Raw genomic sequence first — 15,733 nt, forward strand, 5'->3', positions numbered from 1 at the left:
TTTGTACGCAACCGACTGTCCGCCCCAAAATTACGCCAAAAGTTAAAAGCCAAAAAAACTGTCGGATCTCCCGATCGCATTTTTTCAGGAGTAAGAGCCGAAATATTATAAGTTTTAACCCAGGTTAAATGATACACCCATAAATTTCGGTTTTGGCTGTTTTTAAAACTTACAAAAAATTGTGCAGGATGTCAACAACTCCTGATTATTTTGGGAGGAACTTTAAATGTTATTATTTACCCACACTCAGCGCCAAGATAGTAAAGTAGAGTCAAATTGCTATCTTAAAAAAAACTTGCTCCCGCATTCATTTATTAATTTAAATTGGCTGAGGGAACGATTCAATCATTTGCGGATCGGTCAAAAAATTAGCTATGGCTATGCTTTAGCGATTGGCATAGCGATTTTTGGCACGGGTACGGGACTGAAAGTCGGAGACTACTTTCGCAAGCAAGCTTTAATTCAGGTAAATGTTGCTGGGCAACAGCAGCAACTGCTGCAAAATTTGCAAAATACCGTATTTGAAGCCCGATCGCACGCAGCGAGATTGCCGGCCGTTTTGGGAAACACGCTGTGGCTGCAATACGAGCACGATCGGTTTGTCCAGCAAATCAATCAGGCGAAAATCCTGATTTCAGAAATTGAATCTTTCGCACGAGAAAATCCCCAGGGATTACCAACAGAAGAGGCAGCATTACAGGCTATATTGAAGAGATCTGCCATCGTTATTGATTACTACGCTCAGCTAATTAAATTGCAGTTAAAAGAAGCGGAAGTTTGGAACTTGCCACCCAACAGAATCGAGTCCGCACAGCTACAAATGTTGAGGACTAGCAGCGGTCAAGAGGCGATCGTACTAGATAACTTTGCTCAGAGTTTAACCGAGCTAATTGCTGCAGTAGAAGTTCACAAACTGCAAGGAGTGGAAGCATTAGAAGAAACTGAAGGTTTGCGAAACCGAATTATTATCGGGAGTATGCTAATTTCAGCACTCATCGCCGTGTTACTTGCTCGCAAAACTAGCCGCGCGATCGCCCAACCCATCGAAACCGTCACTAATTTTGCTCAGCAAGTCACTCGCGAATCGAACTTCAACCTGCAAGTACCAGTCAAAACCGAAGACGAAATCGGAGTTTTAGCGGCCTCTTTCAATCAATTGATTCAGCGAGTTAGCGAGTATACACAAGAACTAAAACAAACTCAATCCCAATTAATTCAGACCGAAAAAATGTCATCTCTCGGTCAAATGGTTGCAGGGATAGCCCACGAAATCAATAATCCCGTCAACTTCATCGGTGGCAACATTGACTATGCCAAGCAATACATCGAAGATTTGACAGGTTTGGTAACTCTCTATCAACAATCCTATCCCAACCCACCAGATGCAATTTTAGAGCGCATCGAAGACATTGAACTCGAATTTCTCAGAGAAGATTTACCAAAAACCCTCTGTTCGATGAAAATGGGAGCCGATCGCATTCGCGAAATTGTCGTATCCATGCGGAATTTTTCGCGATCGGACGATGGAAAAATGAAATCAGCCGATATTCACGAAGGAATTGATAGCACCCTCGTCATTCTCAATCACCGACTCAAACAAGGTATTCAAGTTATTAAACAATACGGCAAGTTGCCTGCGGTTGAGTGCTATCCAGCCCAACTCAATCAAGTATTTATGAATATTATTAGTAATGCAATAGATGCGCTGGAGGAGGTGAAAAAGGAAGACAAAGGCTATTCGCCAACCATTTGGATTAGCACGGAAATTACAGCCGACAATACTGTCACCGTCAAGATTCGGGATAACGGGCCGGGAATTGCCTCCGCCAGTACCCAACAGATATTTGACCCATTTTTTACTACAAAGTCGATCGGCAAAGGCACTGGATTGGGATTGGCTATTTCCTATCAAATCCTTGCCAAGCATCACGGCAAAATTGAGGTAAATTCTCAAATAGGACAGGGCACGGAATTTGCGATTACTTTGCCAGTTGCTGCGTAATATAGGACGGGCTAGAAGCCCATCCCACAAATCTTGCAAGAATTACTACAAGCTGGCGCGCATCTAACTTGAAGAATCCTCTTTATTAAAACTATTGTGGGGTGGGCTTTGAGCATCGCCCGAAAAAAATAAAGTTAAATGCCGCAACAGCTTATTAACTCACAAAGGATAGAATTTGATGGGGGTGGAGGGACTTGAACCCACACGACCGTTTCGGGTCAACGGATTTTAAGTCCGTAGCGTCTACCATTCCGCCACACCCCCCTTTTGTCAAATTGCTGTGGATTTGATTCACTGACAGCAACAGCCTTTTATTCTACAGCCAAAACCCCAATTTACGCAACCCCTAATCAAAAAATTCCCAAAAGTCGCGCTGGATCTCCCCAAGCGGTACAATAGTTAACCAGCTAACGCAGCCTGTCAACTGACTTACCCGTGTTATTATTCCCCTAAAGCAAATCTATGTATATTACCTTACTGCTTTACGCCGTCTTGGCAGGAGCCTACCTCCTGGTAGTACCCGCGGCCACCTACGCTTACCTGAACAGCCGCTGGTACGTGGCTACCTCTTTTGAGCGTGGCTTCATGTACTTCTTGATGTTCTTCTTCTTCCCAGGTATGTTCCTCCTAGCTCCGTTTTTGAATTTTCGCCCCAAACGGCGGCAGATAGAAGCCTAAATGCGACGTATTGACGTAATTGGAATCAGTCTCGGCTTTTTTGTAGCGGGTGGCTTGGTCTACTTGCTACTGCAATTCGCCGGACTCGACAGCATGAATGCAGGCATTTGGAGTCAGTTATTTTTGGTTGCTGGCTTGATTGGCTGGCTGGTGACTTATTTATTTCGAGCGCTGACTCAAAGTATGACCTACAGCGAGCAACTGAAAGAGTACAAAGATGCTGTTTTGCAGAAGCAGCTAGATGCACTCACTCCTGAAGAATTAGCCAAACTTCAAGCGGAAATTGAGCAGGAAAAAGATAGTTAGTCAGTGGTTAGTTGTCAGTTGTCAGTTGTCAGTGGTTAGTGGTTATATCATGTCCGGTCGAGCGACCGCGATTTTTGTAGGGGCCCGTGAGCCAACAATACCTGCCAATAATTGACAATCTCAAAAACCCGCCCCGACCGGGATATTATGGTTAATCGATCGGACATGATATTAGTTGTTATTAGCTAATACCAACAACCAACTGCCAACAACCAACTGCCAACAACCAACTGCCAACAACCAACTGCCAACAACCAACTGCCAACAACCAACTGCCAACTGCCTAATGACTATTTCTAATTGTTTTGAAACGTTACGCAAGAACCACCAATGTGCATTGATTCCTTTTATTACTGCTGGCGACCCAGACTTGGAGACAACAGCTAAAGCACTGCAAATTTTGGATGATAACGGTGCAGATGCGATCGAGCTTGGGGTTCCCTATTCTGACCCGCTAGCTGACGGGCCGGTGATTCAAGCCGCTGCTACAAGGGCTCTACAGCGGGGAACGCGGTTAGATGCGGTGCTGGAAATGGTAGCGAAAGTTAGTCCGAATTTGCGATCGCCCATTATTCTCTTTACCTACTACAACCCGATTTTGTACCGAGGTATAGAAACCTTTTTGCAACAAATCAAAAGTGCCGGAGTTCAGGGATTGGTTGTCCCAGACTTGCCCTTAGAAGAAGCTGACAGTCTCATCCAACCTGCCAACAAATTAGGGATTGAACTAACATTATTAGTTGCTCCCACAAGTCCCAAAAGTCGCATAGAAGCGATCGCTCGGGAGTCTCAAGGATTTATTTACTTGGTCAGCGTGACGGGGGTTACGGGAGTACGCGAAGGCTTAGAAACGAGAGCAAAAGAGTTGCTGCAAGAACTCCGAAGCATCACCGACAAACCCATCGGCGTCGGGTTTGGTATATCGAAACCCGAACACGCTCGCCAAGTGAAAGAATGGGGTGCAGATGCTGTGATTGTTGGCAGTGCTTTTGTCAAACGCTTGGCAGAAGGTACTCCAGAACAGGGTTTAGAGGCGATCGGCGAATTCTGCAAAAGTCTCAAAACAGCGATTCAAAATGATTAGCAACTGTACAGATACTTTCAGCCATTAGACAGATGTGTGCGATCGGGATGTGCCGCCACAATTGCGATTAAAGACCTTGTTGTACTTGAGATAATACACCACCTTCCTTCTAGTTCCTGACTAGAAGGTTTTTTTTGATCCCAAAATGCAAAACGTTTCTACGCAGTGCCCGCACAGAGAACCAAACAGCTATGTAGGGAAACGACTTTGCCTTGTCCTGCGCGGGGTGCTGCGACTTTTAATAATTGGTAGAAGATTGAGGATTGTCCATTCCTTTTTCCTTTTTCCTTCTTCCTTTTTCCTTCTTCCTTCTTCCTTCTTCCTTCTGCTATAACTTAAGGAATGTAACTTGGGATAGATGAAAAGCTACGGTTTCTATTCGTATAGTAAAAAAAGTGTTTAAGTGCCTAATTTGGTAAGGCTAGCCATCTACAGAACCACCAGGCATTTGATCATCTCACAATAGAAAGGAGCATTTTTGTCAGGAACTCAGGGCTAAGTGCCACTGAGCTTGTAAGAAATTGCAAGCTGTTCTGACCAGACCCCCCGCATGGCGGAGACGTTATTTAGGTCACGACACCGGCGAATGCGACGCCAGTTTTCCGCTCTGTCATCTGCAATTAAACAGTTTTAAAGTCACTGAAACAGTGTTGCAGGTCTAACAAGCCTTTATAACCAGGTCGAGGCGAACATTACCCCGCAAGGGAGAAAGGAGACAACCATATCTCCATCGGAGGGGCAACCATACCTCTCCAACCCAGAAAGGGGATTCAAAGCGGTTGAAACCGCCGCGTCGTTTCCCTCTCAGGGCTCAAGCCACGCTTGTTTCCCACTTACCGAGCATTTTTATGAAGAGACTAACTGCATTTCTGAAAAAAATTCGAGCTGTACAAATTTTAACAGTGTTTCTGGCTGGCATTTTAGTATTAGTGAGTACGGCCTGCAGCCGCCCTGATGTGACGGCCGGAAACACTGATGCGATAGTAGGAAAAACTGATGTGAAGGTAGGAAAAACTGCCGACAAAATTAGAGAAGAAGTGCCTTCAGGGGCTGTAACTTCCGAATTCAAAGGCGGCATGAACGATTACAGCGATGTCGATCCTAGAAACAAAAAGATGACAACAACAGAAGCAAAAGCTCAGCTTCTCAAAGATCAAGCCCAGAAACGCATTGACACGAAATCTAGCAACAATGTAGGCGAAAATGTACGGCGGGTAGCGGATGACGCGCCTGACAAACTCGACCAAATTGGCCAAAAGGTGAAGGACGATGCTCGCACAGCCCAGCGCAAAGCTGATGACTTTGGCGACAAAACCAAACAAGGCTTTGCTAATCTTAAAGAAAACACTCGCGAAGGCTTGAAGGGAGCAAAAGATATTGTTAAAGAAGCTACCGAGGGAGCAAAAGAAAGAGTATCAGAGGGTACTGAGTCCCTGAGATACGGTACCAGCGGCGGCCAAGAAAATATCAATGATGCAGCGCGAGATGCACAATAGAACGCTGAAGATGCCTCGAACAAGGTTCGCTGGAAAGTGAATCGATATCTCGAAATAACTCAACGAGTGGCAGAAACAGTGGCAGACGCGATCAACTAATATCAAATAACGCTGTTTCCTTCTCGGGAAGCTAGATTCCGACAGGGGTTAAAACCCCTGTCGGAATCTAGGTAAAGTCCTGTGAAGACTACTGCCTATTACTATTTGATTTGGTTTTAACCCCTGGGAGGGCTATTAGCCTGGAAGTAGAGTGCAGGGGGGTTTCACCACAATCCAAATGCCCTGTCCTTTTCTAGGGGGGACTGGAATGCTACTGCTTTCACGACTGATTCTTTATAATTTATATAGATTGTATTTGGACTTTTTAAGGTATTAACTTTTTGACCGGCTTCGCGGAAATTTGGGCGATCGAGCTATATTAAATTCAATTTATGACCCATTGTATTTTTCAAGACATGATAAGGCGGTGTTTCTACGGTATTTCGCCTTCATTGAATCGCATTTGAGATTAACAGCAAAAACTTATACGTAAGTAAAAAGCTTTAATCGCGATCGCCAAAGTATAAAATGTTGTTCATTAACAGATAATTGGAATTTTCGATCGGGCGATCAAAAATTATGCGGTTTATGCCCTAAGATAGATACACTAAGTTTTGTCAAGCTAATGTCGGAGTTGAGGTCAGCCGATATGGACACAATAATAAATGTACTAGATTTGACTGCGGTAATGCCGGGATATCGCCCGATCGCGCAATTGTACACAGATTCTCGATCGGCTATCGATCGGTTCGTGCGCGACAAAGACCAACCACCCGCCGCTAAAATTCTCAAACCTACGTCCTTGTGGCGGAGGAGTTCCGGGACGCGGTGCTGCCAAAATCCCAAAAAGTTGCATTAGCGATCGTTAATTGGCTCGGTAGAAATAGTCCTCAACCGAACAGACATTCTCGACGAACTCGAACGCAGACCGATTATTTACAAATACATTAAACCTTCCAATCTTTCAATTAATCTTGACTGTTACCTGCCAGATGGAGGTGGATAAATTTTAACAAAAAGAGGCCACGGATTCGGGATATATTCCAGCCGTAATCCGTAGCCAATCGACAGGGGAAATGGAGGCAAACCTTATCTTGGGAATTGTGTTTTGATGCTAGTAACGATGATGCACGACTTTTATGATGCGCTGGCAGATTTGGCAATCTATGCAGATGCCGCACCGGCGGAGCGCCAACAAATCCTGAAGCGCGTTGGGGCTAGTCAGAAAAAACTCAAAGAATTCGCGCAGCATACGCCGATCAATTACCAACACAAGTTCGATCTGGTTGAAGCAGAATTGCTGGGCGTTATGGGACAGACAGCAGAAGCAATGGAACTTTATGATCGAGCTATTACCGGAGCTAAAGCTAACGAATATGTCAATGAAGAAGCTCTTGGCTGCGAACTCGCTGCTAAGTTTTACCTGTCATTAGGAAGAGAAAAAATTGCCCGACTCTACATGATAGATGCCTATGATTGCTATTTCCGCTGGGGAGATAGAGCCAAAATTGATGACTTAGAAAAACGTTATCCTCAATTATTAAAACCGATTTTAGAACCCGCAAAACTCCCTGCAAATCCATTAGCAAATTTTCCTACACCTGCGGTGCCAAATCAATCGCTTCATCCATCCATTCATCCATCCATTCATCCGTCTGTTTCGGCGAGCGTCTCAGATTTCGGGAATTTTTCAACACTGCTAAAAGCTTGTCAAGCGCTCTCTAGTGAAAGAGAACTCGATCAACTGATTGCCAAACTGATGCAACTGGCGATGAAAAATACAGGAGCTGACAAAGGAGCGCTGATTTTGTCAAACGGGAATCAATGGGAAATCAGGGCTACCAGCGCGCTCGACAATTCGGGACTCGAATGGGCGATCGACTTATCATCCGCAAAACTCGATGACAACAGCGATATCTTGCCCCTCAAAATTGTTGACTGCGTTCAAAATTTATTGAAACCTGTGATAGTTCGGGATCTCGCTCAACAACGTGATTGGGATTCCGACTCCTACATCCTCAAATACCAACCGCAGAGCCTGTTGTGTTGGCCGATTCTCGATCAAGGCAACTTAGTCGGCATTTTGTATCTGGAAAATCGCTTAACCGCAAGAGTTTTCACCCGCGATCGCCTGCAACTTCTCAATCTCCTGTGTTCCCAGGCAGCCATCAGTTTGCAAAATGCTCTGCTATATAAAAAATATCAGGATTACAACCAACAATTAGAGCGATCGCTAGTAAAAATTAGCCGAACCGAAGCTCAGCTTGCCGATCAGAAAAAAATGCTCCAAGCGATTCTTGATGTCGCTCCGATTTGGATTTGGATGGTTAATCTCAGTGGTAAAGTTCAGTTTTTGAACAAGACATTTTCTCAAGATGTGGGTGTGCCTCTGAGCGATTTCCTAGCTGTCGATCATTATAAAGATATACTGGGGGAGAATGCAGCGGGCTGTTTGGTTTCCGATACCGCCTGCCTTGCCCAAGATTTGCCGCATTACTCCAGCGAAATTCTCAGATTTGTTGACGGCAAACTACACGATTTAGAAATCACGAAAGTGCAGTTAAAAAATTCCCATGGCGAGACAATCGGGATTATTGGTTTGGGTGTTGATGCCACTGAGCGCAAGCGAGCAGCCGAACTTTTGCAAGAGCAAAATCAACAGCTAGAACGAACTTTAAAAAATTTACAACAAGCACAACTGCAAATCGTGCAAAATGAGAAAATGTCGGCATTGGGTAATTTAGTCGCTGGAGTCGCACACGAAATTAACAATCCGATTGGGTTTATTTCTGGCAATTTAAGCGAAGGTAAAAGAAGTTTGGAAGATGTGATAGAACACTTAGAATTGTATCGCTCCGCTGCATCGCAATCGGAAATAGCCGACCACGCCCAAGAGATAGACCTCGATTATCTTTTGGAAGATTTACCCAAGATGATTGATTCAATGCAACTCGGATGCGAACGCATTTGCAGCATCAGTAACAGTTTGCGTACCTTCTCCCGAGGCGACAAAGACTACAAAGTTCCTTTTAATATTCACGAAGGCATTGATAGCGCTATTTTAATTTTGAAACACCGCCTCAAAGCAAACGAACATCGCCCGCAGATCGAAGTGATCACTAAATACGGCAATCTCCCTAAAATCGAATGTTTTCCCGGTCAATTGAATCAAGTTTTCATGAACATCCTTGCCAATGCGATCGATGCCTTAGAAGAGTCAAATATAGGACGCAGTTTTAGCGAAATTACCGCCAATCCCAACCGCATCACGATTTGCACGGATATAGTCGGCGAGGGGTACATTAAAATTAAAATTGCTGATAACGGCACCGGAATCAAAGAGGAAGTTAAACACCAGATATTCGACCATTTGTTCACGACGAAAGGTGTCGGCAAAGGAACTGGATTGGGGTTGGCAATTGTCCACCAGATTGCGGTAGAAAAACATGGCGGAAGCATCGAGGTGAATGGCGAGCCTGGAGTTGGCACTGAGTTTGCGATCGTTTTGCCTGTGAAGGGATAAATTTGAATTAAAATTCAATGTTTTTTGGGCGATAGCGTAATAAGATATACTGACTTTGATTCGGGTCTTTTTTTGAAAGTCTTGGCATAAATCTTTTAAAGTAGCATCATTTTTTATCAAGCAGTTGTTCAATCACACCAATTTTTCCCAGCAACTTTAAGGAAAATCCGCCATCGGTAGAAAGGGAAGCTAGACTTTTGACTTCTCCCTAGCGAATGGGCGAGTTTTTGAACCAAGCTTTGAGCTACTTTAAAACGTTATGAGTTGCTCGTTCTCATGAAAGAGGATTGGTGTGTGCGAGGCAAAAACGCTAATAGACATCTCCAGAAAAGCCAGTCTTGAACAGGCATCCTGCCTGTTCCACAAGAATTATGGGACAGGTCTAATGAATTTTACTGAGTGTATCTCATGCGGTTGATAACCGCTAGATTGGCTCAGGTGCTATATCTGACGGAGGAAGTAAAAGCGATGAAATTGCCAACCATTGGCTCGACCTTACTCTTCTCACTTCTAGCCGTGCTCAGTGGCGGCGAATTTTCTTTCATCCCAGTGTTCAAGGCAAAACTCCTGCTTTTCAAGTGTTGACTCAGAACCTTGTAGACCGGAAAACGGAAGCTGACAGGTTGTTAACACAAGGTCTTAAGCAATTTCAGATACAGCAGATTCCATGTATATAGCAATCCTAAATCATTTGTGAATTTCTTACTCCCTCCCCTTGATAAGGAGAGGGTTGGGATGGGGTAAAAAGTTTACGACTCCTGCAAGGATTGCTACTAGAAGTAATTACCCGTGCATTTCTCCATTCGGCATAATTGTACCGCGCCACTGAGTACCTGCTAAATTAGCAGTGCTCAAATCTGCCCTAATCAAAATTGTGCGGTGCAAAATTGCATCGCGCAAATCTGTTCTAGCCAGGTAAGCATCAGTCAGATCCGCTTCACTCAAATTTGCCTGATTAAAATTAGCTCGACTCAAATCAGCCCGCACCAAATTAGCTCGACTCAAGTCAGCCATAACTAAATTAGCATTGCTCAACTTAACATCAGGAAGAAATGCACCCCGCAAGTTAGCGCCAGCAAATTCAGCATCAATTAACACAGCTCTTTCCAACTTAGCATTTGTCATTACAGCCCAAGAAAAATTTGTTTCTACCAAAGTTGCTTCAGTCAAAAATATGCCATCTAAAATAGCTTCGCTCAAATTCGCCTGAGTCAGATTTGCTTCCCCCAGAGAAGCTTCTGTCAAATTCGCGTGACAGAGATTAGCTTTAGTCAAATCTGCACCTTGCAAATTGACGCCCCGCAAATCGGCACCTTGCAAATTTGCACCCCGCAAATTTGCACCCTCAAAAAGCCGCGGCTCCTTCCGCAAATTTGCACCCCGCAAGCACGCACCGCGCAAATCTGCACCTTGCAAATTGACACCTCGCATATCTGCACCGCTCAAATTTGCATCGATAAAAACTGCCAAAGAGATATTGGCTCTGCGAAAGTCTGCACCTTGCAAAGTCGCTCCGTGAAAGTCTGCATCGGACAAATTGGCTCCGCTCAAGTTAGCTTGATTTAAGTTAGCACCGCACAACTTTGCATTAGTTAAATTTGCGCGCTGAAGGTTAATTCTGCTCAGGTACGACATCGCTAAGTTTGCACCCCAGAGGTCAGCACTGCTTAAATTGACGCCAATTAAATCGGCACCGCTCAGGTATACCCCTCTGAGATTCATACCTTGAAAATCTAGTTCTCCTGATGTATATCGCCTTAAAATTTCGCTGGCATTCATATTTGTTTTTGTTGTTAATTTGGTACAATCTGCTATTTCTAGACTGCTTAAGTTTCTGCTCGCGCAGGCGGACTTAATTTTTGTAGCGCCAGACTTGAGTCTGAGAAATTTGATGAAATTTGTTTGTTGAATTTCAGTTGAGGCAGGCCGAGTTAGTTTGTGTAGCCTCAGACTAGATTCGGGGCATTTAATCAATTTGATTGACAAATTCTTGAGTCCAAAAGACTGTTTTACTACCTAACTGTCGCCCGTAAATTTTCACATGAGTAAGATATTGAGATTTTAAAGTACACAGTTTTTTGTGAATGTATGTAGCTGTAGCCTGTTGATTTGGTACTTCAGCAGACTCCAGAATTACATGGAGCCAACCATCTTTAAATCCCGCTGTAGCAGTAATTCCTTTAGGCTGTAGCAATTGATTAATCAATTGGACGATCGCCTTTGGTTTGCCTTGCTTTGCCATTTCCAGAAGCTGATACTGATTTGCTTTATGGCTAGAGTTTTCCGGCGGTATTTCGGAAATATTGTCTGCCATGTTTTCTAAGATTTCAGAAGGATAGTTTCCGCTTTCTTTTGACTCCAGTTCAATCAAAATTTCCAGCAATTTATCGGTAAACTTCTGAACTTTTCCTACATACTCTCTGAGATTTTTATATTTCCAGTACAAACGCTCCTCTGCACTTCCCGTAGAAAATTTTCCGTTCAAAGCAGCTTCTAACTGGGTGAATATATTTTCTATTTGCGCCGTTGCGGAGTTAGCACTTTGACTGACTAATTCTGTCATTTCTTCTTCCAATTCCAATTTTCGTTTGATGGAATCGCTAATATTTATAATAACAGGAGCAGCCGGTTCTAAAATTTCGATAATAGTCGGCATTTCTGCAACTGGGAATGTTTCTACCATTTCCTGTCTGAAATTGGTAGCATAATTATTGCTGGTTTCGGGTTCTTTAAACTGTACATTTTCTGCCGTGTCCGGCACTAAGTAACTCTTTTGGGGGTCATAATGATAGTGAGATGGAGCAGCTTGAAGGATGTTAGTAATCTCGCCTGGATCAAAATAATCGCTGCGCCTGTCCACCAGCTCGCTCTCTTGATAAATACTGTTGTTTAAATGTGTCTGATCGTAATCTTCACTAGCCGAAGATTCGGCTTCATGGGATTCTTCCTGTTGCATTTTTGCGTAACAAGGATTCATCGCTTTGATGATTACGCTCGCAGCTTGGTCGTTTTCATCTCTGTTGTCGAGATTGCTAGCAGTTGTGTACAATCGAGATTCTAGTTCGGCTAGGCTGCCACAGACATTAAACAGTTGTCGCAGTAAATTGTCAAGTTCTTGAGTTTTCAGCAGGAGCCAATCGCGATCGCTAAAAGTAAACTGGTGATAAAGAGTAGAAAAAATTAGGATTTTCGCCCTCAGCGGATTTGTTTGCTGCAAAATTTTTTGTCTGACATCAAATAATTTGCCTGGGTTTCTTGCCCTTTCTTCGCTGCTGGGTACTTCCGAACTAAAGTGTTCTTCAAATGCGGGAGCTTCCTGACCGCCAAAACTAGATATGTTTATTTCTAATTTGGTGAAATCTTCAAATTCATACAGCCTGCTAAGTTGACAGACTATGAGGTCTGCTACTAAAGCATACTCGGTTTTTTTATTAACCTTAGAGACTATACTATTTAAAACTGCTTCAATATCTTCTAACCTGCTGTATTTGGCGCACAGTTCTTCGATTAAAATCCTTACATCTGCGCTGGCGAGTTGGGCAGGGTCGTTTTCCCAGAACTCTTTACAAGCAAAAAATATTATTTTTTTAATGCGCGAAAGATTCACGTCTTGTTCTAATTCGCGAACAACTTCATCTAAAATAGATAAAGCTTTCATAGTTTTCCTCCCATAAAAATACCCTGTCAACACTCAGCAAGAAATAATACAATTATACCACATTTGATAAATGCAAGACTTTGATACGATCGTCATTGGCAGCGGTATTGGTGGCTTAGTCGCCGGCTCGATGCTAGCTCGTTACGGCAAGCGGGTGCTCGTCTGCGAGAGCCACATCATAGCGGGCGGGGCAGCTCACAGCTTTTCGCGCCGGGGATTTCACTTTGATTCGGGGCCTTCTTTTTATTGCGGTTTGACTGACCCCCGGTCGTTCAATCCTTTGCGGCAAGTTTTTGATGTTTTGGAGGAATCGATCACAGCAATTTCCTACGATCCGCTGGGGCATTACCATTTTCCAGAGGGAAGTTTACCGATTTATGCTGATGCGAGAAGTTACTTAGATGCTGTAGCTAAGTTCGCACCGCAAGGTGCTGTAGAATTGCAGCAATTTCAACAAAACTTATTAGTTTTGTATGAAGCTTTGCGTGGAATCCCGGCTTTAGCACTGAGATCCGACTGGCAGTTGATACCTGTTTTGCTGTCTCGGTACTCGCCTGCTTTGCTGAAGCTGTTGCCGCTAGTAGGTGCGATCGCGGGTTCAGCAGGTTCCTTGATGGATCGGGACGTGCGTGACCCTTGGGTGCGGCGTTTGATCGATTTGGAATGCTTTTTGCTGTCGGGTTTGAAAGCGCACGGAACCGTCGCGCCGGAAATAGCTTTTATGATTGGCGAACGATCGCGCTGTGCGATCGAATATCCTGTAGGTGGCAGCGGTGCGATCGTCGATGCTTTAGTCAGAGGCTTGCAGCGCTGGGGAGGAAAATTGCGCCTGGGTTCTCCCGTCGAGCAAATATTAGTTGAATCCGGCAAAACCACCGGCGTTCGCTTGAAAAACGGCGAAGTTATCCGCGCCCCAATTGTTATTTCAAATGCCACCGTCTGGGATACTTATACAAAGTTACTGCGACCTGAAGATTTGCCGGAAAGCTACCGAAAAAACGCTTTGTCGATGCCAGCAGTAGACAGTTTCATGCACCTGCATTTAGGAATTAAAGCCGAAGGACTAGAAGATTTGACCGGCCACCACGTCGTCGTTCACGACAGCAAGATTGACATTACAGTACCCGGAAATACTTGCATGATTTCGATTCCTACAGTGTGGGATGTAACTCTCGCGCCGCCCGGACATCACGCCCTTCACGCTTATACATTGGAACCTTACGAAGGTTGGGAATATGGCAAATTGTATCAGCAGAAAAAGCAAGAGCGATCGCAATCTCTGTTTCAAGCTTTAGAAAGAATTATACCGGATTTGCGATCGCGAATAGTCTTAGAGTCGATCGGCACACCGCTAACCCACGCCCGATTTTTACGCCGATATCAAGGAACTTACGGGCCTGCAATCGCCGCCGGAAAAGGCACATTTCCCGGGCCGCAAACACCAGTCAAAGGCTTGTATCGGGTGGGAGACAGCACCATGCCCGGAATAGGCGTTCCCGCCGTCGCAGCATCGGGTATTTTATGTGCGAATACTTTGGTAAATTCCGATGTGACAGCACAATTTTTGTAAGTTATGGAAGAAGGAAGCGGGCGGGTTTTGCCAAAGATATTGTAGGCAACTCAAAAAATAGATCAACCCGCCCTCTCGTAACCAGTAAACTGCTTGCTGGAGTGCTGATGAGTGCTAAAAACTGATTATCCACCAGCGGCAAAAGCCCCCATAATTGCGATCGACAAAGCCAAACCTGGCAACAGCAGCAATCCTAACATCAAAGCATCGTGTCCGCTCATCACTTTCTCCTGATATTGACCTTAAACATTATACTATATAAACTGCCATCTCGACCTTAAGAATTAAAACCGGCATATAGATTCAGGATTGACAGGGCAAATTTTATTAACAATGGGATTTCCGCGCAAGTCCAGGGTAGTTAACTTTTGCAAAGATTGCAGGGAACTGATATCAGAGATTTGATTATTGTACAAGTCTAGTAAAAATAAATTATTTAAAGCTTGCAGCGCGCTGCTATCCGAAATTGGATTGTTGAACAGATAAAGTTCAGTCAAATTAGTTAACGATTTCAGCGGACTGATGTCGGAGATTTGATTGTTACCGAGGTTGAGTTCAATTAAATTAGTGAGCGATGTCAAAGGACTAATATTAGAGATTTGATTTTGGAATAAAACCAATTTATTTAATTTAGTTAGAGATGCCAGCGGAGTAATGTCAGATATTTCATTTCCGAAGAGAAACAGCGTAGTCAGATTTTTTAAGGAAGCCAGCGGGGTGATATCCGATATTTGATTATTGTAAAGGTAGAGTGTCTGGAGTTCAGTTAAATTGGCCAGAGGAGCGATATCTGAAATTTGATTGTTGTAGAGAATCAGCGCATTTAAGTTAGTTAAATTTTTCACCGGAGTGATGTCGGAAATTTTGTTGTCAAACAAGACAAGTGCGGTAAGATTAGTGAGATCTGCCAGGGGACTGATGTCTGAGATTTGATTGGTATCGAGAACGAGTATACTCAGATTTTTCATAGATGAAAGCGGACTGATATCAGATATTTTATTAACATCTATAACCAGAGTTTTCAGGTTAGTCAAAGATTGCAGGGGAGCGATGTCAGATATTTGATTACTGCCGAGGATGAGATTAGTAAGTTGAGAGAAAGATGAGATAGGGCTGATATCAGTAATTTGAAGATTTTTGAGGTTAAGTTCTGTTGTATTAGAAAGTAGTGCGTTGGCTCTATCGCACTCGGAAGAGTCTGATATTTGCAACAGTATTTCTACCGTATGTTTAGCATCAAGCGAGATATTCTCTTTTTGCTTGCACCACTCGGAAAGGTTATTATAAGTTGTCATGGGCTGTGCTGCCTTAATCGATTTTAGATGCGAGATGTGAAATTTTAGATAAGTATAGCAATTCTATTTCATTTGTGAATGA

At 43.8% G+C, this 15,733-nt stretch carries 11 protein-coding genes and 1 tRNA gene; 8 read left to right on the forward strand and 4 right to left on the reverse strand.

Going from position 1 to position 15,733, the window contains the following annotated elements; genetic code table 11:
• Window positions 1-226 precede the first annotated feature (226 nt).
• Complete coding sequence (locus QUA44_RS01020; protein WP_333247201.1) at window positions 227-2,002, forward strand: ATP-binding protein; 1,776 nt, start codon at window positions 227-229, stop codon at window positions 2,000-2,002.
• 179 nt (window positions 2,003-2,181) lie between these two features.
• Here the strand turns inward: QUA44_RS01020 and QUA44_RS01025 are convergent.
• A tRNA-Leu gene (locus QUA44_RS01025) sits at window positions 2,182-2,266 on the reverse strand.
• Between the two features lie 198 nt (window positions 2,267-2,464).
• Here QUA44_RS01025 and ndhL point away from each other — a divergent pair.
• The 6 genes from ndhL to QUA44_RS01055 all read left to right on the forward strand — a co-directional run bounded on the left by ndhL (window position 2,465) and on the right by QUA44_RS01055 (window position 9,128).
• Window positions 2,465-2,680 carry an NAD(P)H-quinone oxidoreductase subunit L gene (ndhL, locus tag QUA44_RS01030; RefSeq protein ID WP_193972727.1) on the forward strand — a complete coding sequence of 72 codons (216 nt, stop codon included), beginning with the start codon at window positions 2,465-2,467 and terminating at the stop codon, window positions 2,678-2,680.
• Window positions 2,681-2,986 (forward strand): DUF3007 family protein, encoded by a 306-nt coding sequence (locus QUA44_RS01035; protein WP_333247199.1) that lies wholly within the window; start codon window positions 2,681-2,683, stop codon window positions 2,984-2,986.
• A 286-nt stretch (window positions 2,987-3,272) separates the two neighbouring features.
• Window positions 3,273-4,070 (forward strand): tryptophan synthase subunit alpha, encoded by a 798-nt coding sequence (gene trpA / locus QUA44_RS01040; RefSeq protein WP_333247197.1) that lies wholly within the window; start codon window positions 3,273-3,275, stop codon window positions 4,068-4,070.
• Between the two features lie 848 nt (window positions 4,071-4,918).
• A complete protein-coding gene (locus tag QUA44_RS01045) occupies window positions 4,919-5,566 on the forward strand; it encodes a DUF6658 family protein (protein WP_333247195.1) in 648 nt (215 codons plus the stop codon).
• Window positions 5,567-6,254: 688 nt separating this feature from the next.
• Window positions 6,255-6,464 (forward strand): hypothetical protein, encoded by a 210-nt coding sequence (locus QUA44_RS01050; protein ID WP_333247193.1) that lies wholly within the window; start codon window positions 6,255-6,257, stop codon window positions 6,462-6,464.
• Between the two features lie 252 nt (window positions 6,465-6,716).
• Entirely contained in the window at window positions 6,717-9,128 is a 2,412-nt protein-coding gene (locus QUA44_RS01055; protein WP_333247522.1) for an ATP-binding protein, read from the forward strand.
• A gap of 783 nt (window positions 9,129-9,911) precedes the next feature.
• Here the strand turns inward: QUA44_RS01055 and QUA44_RS01060 are convergent.
• Together QUA44_RS01060 and QUA44_RS01065 are read right to left on the reverse strand one after the other, a co-directional pair.
• On the reverse strand, window positions 9,912-10,907 hold the full coding sequence (locus QUA44_RS01060) for a pentapeptide repeat-containing protein (RefSeq protein WP_333247191.1): 996 nt from the start codon (window positions 10,905-10,907) through the stop codon (window positions 9,912-9,914).
• 187 nt (window positions 10,908-11,094) lie between these two features.
• Window positions 11,095-12,786, reverse strand: a complete 1,692-nt coding sequence (locus tag QUA44_RS01065; protein WP_333247189.1) for a hypothetical protein — start codon at window positions 12,784-12,786, stop codon at window positions 11,095-11,097.
• 70 nt (window positions 12,787-12,856) lie between these two features.
• Here QUA44_RS01065 and QUA44_RS01070 point away from each other — a divergent pair, with 70 nt between their 5' ends.
• Window positions 12,857-14,356 (forward strand): NAD(P)/FAD-dependent oxidoreductase, encoded by a 1,500-nt coding sequence (locus QUA44_RS01070; RefSeq protein ID WP_333247187.1) that lies wholly within the window; start codon window positions 12,857-12,859, stop codon window positions 14,354-14,356.
• Between the two features lie 284 nt (window positions 14,357-14,640).
• Here QUA44_RS01070 and QUA44_RS01075 read toward each other — a convergent pair whose 3' ends face one another.
• Window positions 14,641-15,651, reverse strand: coding sequence for a leucine-rich repeat domain-containing protein (locus tag QUA44_RS01075; protein WP_333247185.1), 1,011 nt, complete (start codon window positions 15,649-15,651; stop codon window positions 14,641-14,643).
• Between the last annotated feature and the right edge of the window lie 82 nt (window positions 15,652-15,733).

This window comes from Microcoleus sp. N9_A2 (genome assembly GCF_036701775.1).
In the GTDB taxonomy this organism is placed as follows: Bacteria; Cyanobacteriota; Cyanobacteriia; order Cyanobacteriales; family Microcoleaceae; genus Microcoleus.

What these genes read in the sequence shown, in the direction of transcription:
- QUA44_RS01050 (WP_333247193.1), top strand. Translation starts at nt 6,255, where the DNA reads ATGGACACAATAATAAATGTACTAGATTTGACTGCGGTAATGCCGGGA.
- ndhL (WP_193972727.1), top strand. Translation starts at nt 2,465, where the DNA reads ATGTATATTACCTTACTGCTTTACGCCGTCTTGGCAGGAGCCTACCTC.
- QUA44_RS01035 (WP_333247199.1), top strand. Translation starts at nt 2,681, where the DNA reads ATGCGACGTATTGACGTAATTGGAATCAGTCTCGGCTTTTTTGTAGCG.
- QUA44_RS01065 (WP_333247189.1), bottom strand. Translation starts at nt 12,786, where the DNA reads ATGAAAGCTTTATCTATTTTAGATGAAGTTGTTCGCGAATTAGAACAA.
- QUA44_RS01045 (WP_333247195.1), top strand. Translation starts at nt 4,919, where the DNA reads ATGAAGAGACTAACTGCATTTCTGAAAAAAATTCGAGCTGTACAAATT.
- trpA (WP_333247197.1), top strand. Translation starts at nt 3,273, where the DNA reads ATGACTATTTCTAATTGTTTTGAAACGTTACGCAAGAACCACCAATGT.
- QUA44_RS01070 (WP_333247187.1), top strand. Translation starts at nt 12,857, where the DNA reads ATGCAAGACTTTGATACGATCGTCATTGGCAGCGGTATTGGTGGCTTA.
- QUA44_RS01055 (WP_333247522.1), top strand. Translation starts at nt 6,717, where the DNA reads ATGCTAGTAACGATGATGCACGACTTTTATGATGCGCTGGCAGATTTG.
- QUA44_RS01060 (WP_333247191.1), bottom strand. Translation starts at nt 10,907, where the DNA reads ATGAATGCCAGCGAAATTTTAAGGCGATATACATCAGGAGAACTAGAT.
- QUA44_RS01075 (WP_333247185.1), bottom strand. Translation starts at nt 15,651, where the DNA reads ATGACAACTTATAATAACCTTTCCGAGTGGTGCAAGCAAAAAGAGAAT.
- QUA44_RS01020 (WP_333247201.1), top strand. Translation starts at nt 227, where the DNA reads ATGTTATTATTTACCCACACTCAGCGCCAAGATAGTAAAGTAGAGTCA.